This is a genomic window from Candidatus Cloacimonadota bacterium (assembly GCA_028706475.1).
In the GTDB taxonomy this organism is placed as follows: domain Bacteria; phylum Cloacimonadota; class Cloacimonadia; order Cloacimonadales; family Cloacimonadaceae; genus UBA5456.
The window spans coordinates 1-9168 of record JAQWBI010000053.1 but is presented as its reverse complement, the minus strand read 5'-3'; the positions used below and the strand labels follow the sequence as shown (position 1 = coordinate 9168).

At 44.4% G+C, this 9168-nt stretch carries 3 protein-coding genes; all 3 read left to right on the top strand.

The features are described 5' to 3' along the window. Positions 1-93: 93 nt before the first annotated feature. The 3 genes from PHF32_07835 to PHF32_07825 all read left to right on the top strand — a co-directional run bounded on the left by PHF32_07835 (position 94) and on the right by PHF32_07825 (position 8796). Entirely contained in the window at positions 94-1056 is a 963-nt protein-coding gene (locus PHF32_07835) for a hypothetical protein (GenBank protein ID MDD4560626.1), read from the top strand. A gap of 188 nt (positions 1057-1244) precedes the next feature. Further along, positions 1245-5030, top strand: coding sequence for a C25 family cysteine peptidase (locus tag PHF32_07830; protein ID MDD4560625.1), 3786 nt, complete (start codon positions 1245-1247; stop codon positions 5028-5030). Between the two features lie 76 nt (positions 5031-5106). Then, on the top strand, positions 5107-8796 hold the full coding sequence (locus tag PHF32_07825; protein MDD4560624.1) for a C25 family cysteine peptidase: 3690 nt from the start codon (positions 5107-5109) through the stop codon (positions 8794-8796). Positions 8797-9168: the final 372 nt, after the last annotated feature.

The window sequence follows — 9168 nt, the reverse complement described above, 5'->3', positions numbered from 1 at the left end:
AGAAAATTATGGGTTGACAAATATGACATTTTTATCAATTTTGTTTGATTATCGAAATTCATTGATAACAAAAGATTTAAAGAGACATAGCCTATGAAGAAATACATGCTAATATACAGCTTAATAATATTGACCAGCATGGCTCATGCTTCCAGCTTCAGTTGGTTTTCACAGTCTGACGCTCGCTGGGGATCGGACCGTCTGGGGCACGGTACATCAATTGCCAGAAGCGGATGTGTGGTGTCCTGCTTATCCATGCTACTCAATGCTGAAGCATCAAACCCTTACATGACACCGGATAAACTGAATGATTGGCTAAGTAAAAACGGTGGTTATTCCGGTAACAATATGCGGTGGCAAATTCCCGGGCTCATCGATGGTGATGGTTTGGGAATGGAATTGGAAAATCGTAGTACAAAGTATAACGATTGGGATTTTCTGGCTTCAGAACTTGAGAAGGGTAACAAGGTCATTGTGAAAGTAGCAGGCAGGCGTTCCCACTGGGTTCTGGTTATAAGGCAAGACGGACCCAAAGACAAAGCATCCTCCTACATCGTTAATGATCCCGGTGTGCAAACCTATGAAGAGCGTACTCTCGCTTTTTGGGGAGGCTTCCGTTCTGCGCGAAGCTACAGCGGAAACTGGTTGGATGAACAGGCTTTCAATTTGGGCAGTGAGATTAATGTGGTTCCCATTGCTCCAGAAGAGGAGTTCCTTTACGATATTTACAATCTTCCCCGTCCAGCTGATGTCTTTGTTTCTTTGCAAAACAATCTTGATGTAGAGATACAAGGCTATTTCATCCTGGCACTTTTTGATTCGGAAGGAAGCTTCATATTTACGATAGACTACGACTATGGGCACATAGATGCCAATGGAGAGATCGACCTGCTCTATGAAATGCTGGATTATAGTCCCTTGGAGAACGAAGCGAATACACTTAAAATAGTATATAGTAAGTACTTCTCAGCCATGCCTTCCAGTTACGACACACTGAACCTAGAACCCATCGGGGTACGAAATCATACAAAAGTGTACCCTGAATTAACTGAATAATAAAACTCCTCACTTTGTTTTTTGGGACTGGACTCAATCGCAAACTACTTTAACAAGAAATCAAATGAATTTGAACCCAAAGAATCATATATAAATAAAAGTCTGGCACTATTCTTGCGTATATTGTTATTGAAGCCCACTGGGCTCCGAGCTCGATAGGAATTTAGTATAAAAATATAGGAGAGATCATGAAGAAGTATCTCATCATGCTCATGTTAGTTGCATTGTCGGCACTGTTGGCCGCCAATTCAGGAACCATTCAATTGCAACGGGGTGTTACCCAAGCGGAAATCCTTCGCAGCGATAGTTATGGCCTAAATGTAAAATTTGCGATAAACGCACTAGATTATCAAGAAGTACAAAGCAAGGAAGGTGTTTTTACTCTGCTTACTGCCAGAGACTTCACTACTACAAATAAAATCGGCGAACCTCGCCTGCCCTTGATGCGGAAGATAATTAGCGTACCCTTGGGTGCTGATCCGCAGATCAGGCTTAGCAACACCCAGCGCATGAACTTATCTTTGGGAGAAAAAGGTGTGCACTATCCCATTATACCTGTTCAGGAAAGTGTGGCCAAATGCGATAATCCCGAAGATCTAACCTTTATTGTGAACCGCGATTTTTATAATGGAAACCGCAGCACTTCAATTCCTACAGTTCAACTGGAAGAGCTCGGAATGCTCCGTGGTGAGAGGCTGTTTGCGCTCGATTTTATTCCTGCAAACTACAATCCCCAATCAAAAAGCTTGGACATAGTTCTCAGCACCGAAGTCGAGATCAGTTTCCAGGGAGCCGATCTGCTTGCCAGCTCCGAACTGAAAGCCAAGACTGTTTCTCCGGCTTTCAGCAGTACTTTAGCTTCCAGTGTGTGGAATTACCAAGATACGAGAACCAGCGTGATGCGCTACCCCATCGGTTATGTGATAATTTCACCTGCAAGCTTTGTGAGTGCCATGCAACCTTTTGTGGATTGGAAAACCAAAGAAGGCTACAATGTAACTGTAGCCACCATCGAGAACATCGGCAACAACTACACCAGCATACAGAATTACATGCAAGGGCTGTGGAACAGTGCTACTACTCAGAACCCCGCTCCCAGCTATCTATTGATTGTAGGTGATGTGGCTCAGGTAGTTTCCGGCACTTCGACTATCCCAGGGGATTCACATCCTTCAGATTTGGGCTACGTTCGTCTTCAGGGCACAGATTATATGCCAGAAATGTATTTTGGCAGATTCTCGGCAACCACTGTGGCTCAGGTAACCAATCAGGTAAATAAAACTCTCACGCACGAAATGTATAGCATGCCAGATGATAGTTATCTGGCTGATGCTGTCTTAATAGCCGGAATGGACTCTTGGTATGCCAGTTCTCATGGCAACGGCGCAATCAATTATGCGACCCAGAACTATTTTAATGCAGCCCACGGCATAGACCCCCACACCTACCTCTATCCCAACTCCGGCAGCAGCCTCACCCAAATCCGCAACGATATTTCTGAAGGTGCAGCATACGTAAACTACACTGCTCATGGTGGTGTCACTGATTGGAGCGATCCGAACTTCACAATATCTCACATCAATGCACTTCAAAATGAGAACAAATACGCGTATGTAATCGGTAACTGCTGCCTCACCAGCAAATTTGATCAAAACGAATGCTTCGCTGAAGCTTGGTTGAGAGCTGTCAATAAAGGTGGAATCATATACATCGGTGGCACAAACAGCACTTATTGGGATGAAGACTATTGGTGGGCAGTTGGCGCTAAAGGCAATGCTAACGGTCAAGCTCCCGCTTATAATGCCAACATTTTGGGCTCATATGACGCGCTTTTTCACGATCACAATGAAGCCTTTGAAGATTGGGCATACAGTGCCGGAGCAAATACCATGATGGGTAATCTTGCTGTAGTACAAGGAAACAGTAGCCTGATAAACTACTACTGGGAGATATATTCCATCATGGGCGATCCCTCTTTGATGCCATACATTGGTATTCCGGCAGTGAACTCAATGCAGACACCAGAGACTCTTTTCCTCGGCTTAGGTAGTCTGGAAATCAATGCCGATCCCTACTCCTGGGTCTCTATTTCCAAAGATGGACAGATCCATGGTGTGGGACTTACCGACGCAACGGGCTATTTGAACCTGGAGTTTGATCCCTTTACCGAGCCTGGATATGCGGATATCGTTGCCACCAGATCTCAAAGACGTCCTCTAATTTCTACCATAAACGTAATTCCCAATGAAGGGCCTTATGTAACCGTAAGCCCCATCACTATCAACGACGATAATGGCACAGCCGAAGCCGGCGAAGCCATAGATATAGACCTCAGCTTCAGCAATGTTGGCATCCTTGCTGCCGAGAACCTGACAGTAAGTATCTCTACTGAAAGCCCTTGGATATACATCCCTCAGAATGTTGCCGTGATCGACGATATATCTCCCGATGGCAGCATCACAGTCCCCTCGATCTTCTCTATTATGATTGATCAGGGCACTCCGGATCAACACGAAGCTGAGCTTACCATCACAGTTAGTGACGGAGATCACGAATGGGTATCCGAACGCAGTATTACTGTGAATGCACCAAATGTGATCATCAGTTCAGTGGCTTACTTCGATCCCAATAATAACGGCATCTTTGAAGCAGGTGAAAGCATAAATATTACCTTGAATATTACTAATAACGGCCACATGAGTGCCCAAAGTGGCACTCTCAATCTGATTCTAAACAGCGATCTTGCATCATTGCCTTTATCCAGCTTTGTGATTCCTGGAATAAATGTCGATGGCAATATTCCACTTACCTTCAATCTGAACATCTCTGAGGAAGCAGAATTGGGTACGACCATTGCATTGGGTGTAGCGCTCGATATGGGTGTCCAAATGATCAACCAGGGACTGATAATACCGGTTGGTGCAGTAATGGAAGGCTTTGAAACCGGAGACTTCAGTTCTTTCGCATGGCAAAATAACAGTGCCAACCCCTGGACTGTCGTAAACACCCAGCATAACAGTGGTACTTATTCAGCAAAGAGCGGAACGATCGGAAACAACACCAACACAGATCTCAGTATAACTGTGGACGTTTTATCTGAAGGAGATATCAGCTTCTATCGCAAAGTCTCTTCCGAATCTTCATACGATAAACTGATGTTTTACATTGACGGAGAAGAGAAGGGAAATTGGAGCGGGACAGTGGATTGGTCTCAGGTTAGCTATGCAGTTGAACCCGGAACCAGAACCTTCAAATGGAGCTATGTAAAAGATGTGAGCATGACTGGTGGTAGCGATTCGGCATGGATTGATGATATCAGATTCCCCTCAAGCGGGTCAAGCGAACTGGCGATGGCCTATACTACCACACAATCTATCGACTTTGAAGAAGTATTCCCAAACACCAGCTACAGTGAGGATTTAATCCTGCGCAATCTGGGTACAGCTGACCTTAGCGGTGTGATCACTCTGCCTGCAGCTTTCACTCTGGTCTATAATGGCCAAAACCTGCCCAATGATTACTTCTATATCATCTCCCCCGGCGCAACCCGAACCTTTAATATCGCTCTCGAAACCGGTTCGTCTGTATCAACGATCAACGAAGTACTAGTGGTAACCACAAACGATCCTGACCTGGCAGAGATTCAGATACCGATTACAGTGGAACCCAGTTCAAACGGAATTCAAGTGAACCCCGTTGTTACTGCGCTGAATGGCAACTTCCCAAATCCTTTCAACCCGGAAACCACTATCAATTTCTCACTGAAAGAAGCCGGAAATGTAAAACTGAATATATTCAACATCAAGGGACAATTGATTAGAACCCTTGTGAATGCTCCCATGAATGCTGGCAAACACCAGATGGTGTGGAACGGAAAAGATAACAACGGTACTTCCGTCTCAAGCGGATTGTATTTATACAGAATGGAAGCTGGAAGCTATCGTAGTACCAAAAAAATGATGTTGATGAAATAAATGGAACATGAGGCACCATCCTCTGGGTGGTGCCTCTCTGATATATGGATAAAATTGAATAGAAATGGAGGATATAATGAAGAGACTCATTATATTGCTAGGCCTGCTACTGAGTTTGCAGATTATACTCAGAGCTGAAGTTATGGAAATCGCCAATTATGATAACGGTATCCAGCTGCTTCAAAGCAGCTCTTCTGAGATGATTCTGGAAATGAAACTTGGCGCATTCGAGCGTGAAGCGCTTTCAATAAATGATGATACATGGTACAATCTGAGCGTAAAGAACGGCGGATTGACTCTGGAACAAGGACTTCCTCAAGTACCCATCCTTGCAGGAAGTGTAATTATTTCTGCAAATGCGAGAATGGTAATGGAGACAATGGAGACTGAATATCTTGATCTGAAGATGAAGATAGCCCCCTCCAAAGGAAATCTGACTCGCGATATCAATCCTGAATCCATTCCCTATACCTTCTCGGAGTTTTACAAAAGCTCCGATTATTACCCAGAAAACCATACAGAACTAAGCGAGCCCTTTATCCTGAGAGACTACCGCGGTATTAGTGTTCGTTTCAAACCTTTCGTGTACTACCCCGAAACTGGAATCACTCGTGTATATACCAGAATCAAGGTAAAGCTATCTCAGGATGGTAGTGACCTTACAAACGCTCTTAGCTTCTCCAAACACAGTTATGCTGCCGAATATAGCGAAATCTACCGGAACATGTTCTTGAACTTCGCTGAAGCTAAGTATCCCTCAATCGACGAAGAAGGCCGAATTCTTGTTATTACAAACTCCATGTTTGACAATGCCATCCTACCCTGGGTGAATTGGAAAAAGCAAATGGGTTTCGATGTAAGTGTGGTAGACTACCAGGTTGCAGGGCCAAGCGCATCTCAGATAAAAACATATATCCAGAACCAATATATCTTGAACGACGGATTGATGTTCGTTCAGATCATGGGTGACGCCCCTCAGGTACCATCCCTTTCCTATAATGGTGGAGGCAGTGATCCCTCGTTTGCCTTACTCGCTGGTAATGATAATTACCCTGAAATCTTTGTGGGACGCTTTTCTGCACAGACTGTGGCAGAAATGGAGACCCAGGTACAAAGAAGCATAGAATATGAGCGCGACCTGCAAAACGATGCCACATGGTTGCAAAATGCCATGGGTATAGCCTCTGAAGAAGGTGGCGGATATCAAGGTGATAATGGCGAGAGCGATCAGCAACACATGGAGAATATCCGCACGGATTTGCTAGGATACGGTTACACCTCTGTTGACCAGATGTATGCAAATATGGGCGCAACTGCTTATGCCGTGGGTAACAACATCAATACTGGGCGTGGTTTCATAAACTACGTGGGACATGGCTCCGATACTTCATGGGTTACCACAGGATTCAATAACAACAATGTAAATGCCCTTACAAACGACAATATGTTGCCTTTCATTGCTTCTGTAGCTTGTGTGAACGGCAACTTCGTGAGCCGAACTTGTTTCGCAGAAGCTTGGATGAGAGCTACAAACAACGGTAATCCCACCGGTGCTGTAGCAATCTACGCTTCTTCCGTGAACCAGGGTTGGAACCCCCCCATGCGTGCCCAAGATGAAATCACCGATCTTTTGATTGCTGAAGCCAAACACAGCATCGGTGGTCTGTTCTACAATGGTTCATCAAAGATGATCGAAGTATACGGTAGCGATGGTGCAGATGAGTTTAAAAACTGGCATATATTCGGTGATGCATCACTGATGGTAAGAACGAAGACTCCCACTGAAGCACTTGCTGAATACAATCCTGTCCTGCTCATCGGAATGCAGAGTCTGGATGTTACTACAGAACCCTATGCCAGACTCTCATTGAGTGCTGAAGGTACAATCTACGGTATAGCTACAGCAGATGCCAATGGAACCGCTCTTTTGAACCTGGACATATTACCGGAACAGCCCATGAATCTCACTCTTACCATTACCGCTTTCAATAAGGTTACTCATATTGGTACGGTTGAGGTATTACCTGCAGACGGACCTTATATAATCGTAACCGGAGTAAGCGTTGAAGACGATAATGACAACAACCCTTCCCTGGGCGAGATCGTTACAATTCAGGTGAATATGGAGAATGTAGGAAGTGATCCCGCGGAAGGTGTCAGTGTGTCTGCAATCACCAGCGATCCTCACCTGACAGTAGTTGGAGATGCGGAGATCATAGACTACATCAACCCGAATACCATCGGCTCTACATCAACTGGAATCCAGCTCCAAATCAGTGATTCTGTGCCTGATCAATACTCTGCGGCTTTTACTGTGCTGGTTACTCTGCAGGACGGCTCGGAATACAACTACGATCATGAGATTGTCATCAATGCTCCCCGTATTGTCTGGGGATCACTTCAAATAAATGACAGCCAAGGAAACAACAATGGTAGAGTGGATCCCGGAGAAAGCTTCACGATCAGCATTCCTATAAGCAACCTGGGACATGCTGACTGCCCTGAATTATTCAGTTCCATCACGATTGAAGGTGGAGAAACCATTATAAGCCCCATCGTGGATACCATCCCGCTTATTAGCGCTGGTAACTCCAGTGAGTTGATTTACAATATTGCACTATCTTCTCAAATCGAACCAGGTTCCACCATATCAATAAACATAATAGCATCTTATGCCCAAACTGTGTTAACCAATACTTATGCCGTCATCACCGGTATCCTGATGGAGAACTTTGAGAATGGTATGAGTAACTTCCCCTGGACTTTTACCGGAGGAAACTGGATCAGCACTGAGAATGGTTATCAAGGCAGTCTTGCAGCTCAAAGCGCTCCCATCAATCACAATCAAACCACTTCAATGAGCATCACGCTCACCAATCCCTCCGACGGTTTTGTATCCTTCTGGAAGAAAACCTCATCCGAAGCAAACCACGACTATCTGAAATTCTTCGTAAACGGAATGCTCAAAAACCAATGGAGCGGCATTGATGAAGATTGGGAACAAGTTAGTTACATTGTGCTTGCTGGAACCAACACCTACCGTTGGGAATATGTGAAAGACAGTTCTGTCTCTGCCGGAAACGACTGTGTGTTGATCGACGATGTTCTGTTCCCCGCTGAAGATTCTGATACCGGACACCCGATAATGGTGATCGATCATACCAGTCTCGATTTTGGGAATATTGAAATCGGTACCGAAGAGGTTCAGAATCTCACTATTAGCAATACTGGAGACGCACTTATGCTGGGCAGTGTAGTATTGCAGGAGCCATATAGCCTGCTATCCCAGAACTCTTATTTGAACAACATGAATTTCACTGTTCCAGCGGGAGAAAGCCTGATTCTTAGCATTGCTTTCCGCCCAATTGAAAAGGGTGATTATGATGCTGAGCTTCAAATAGACAGTGATGATCCGGATAATCCTTCAGTTATCGTCACACTATCCGGCAGTTCTTCAACATCAGACCCAAATGATATGGTGAATCCGGTGATTACAGAACTGAGAGGCAACTATCCAAATCCCTTCAATCCCAACACCAGCATATCTTTCTCTTTGAAAGACAGAGAATATGTGAGCATAGAAATATACAATGTCCTGGGACAACGTGTTAAGACACTCGTCGCTTCCGTTATGAATCCAGGTTCACACACAGTAGCTTGGAACGGAAAGGACAATAACAATCGCAATGTATCAAGTGGCGTGTATTTCTACAAGATGAAAGCCGGAAAATACAGTCACACCAAAAAGATGATCCTGATGAAATAGTATCAAATGACCATACATCGAAAGCCCCTGTCCATATGGAGAGGGGCTTTCATTTTGCTCTTATGGATACGTTGGTATTCCATATTGATGGCTACGATACTATGCTCTTCTACCTCAGAATCCACTGATCGCCATTCATCCCAGTTGATGAAGTTTTACTGAAAGCCCACAGATTCGATACATCTCCCTCAACTCGGATAATGCGATGGAGTTCAGTTGACCTTATGTATCTTATTGTAAACCTATAAAGACCGTTGCACATAGAAGTGGACAAAAAGTATAGATAAATAATACTTGACAAATCAGATGCGTAGGTTATATTGTCTCTATAACAACACAGGAGCTAAACATGGAAAAGCAAACCATAACCTT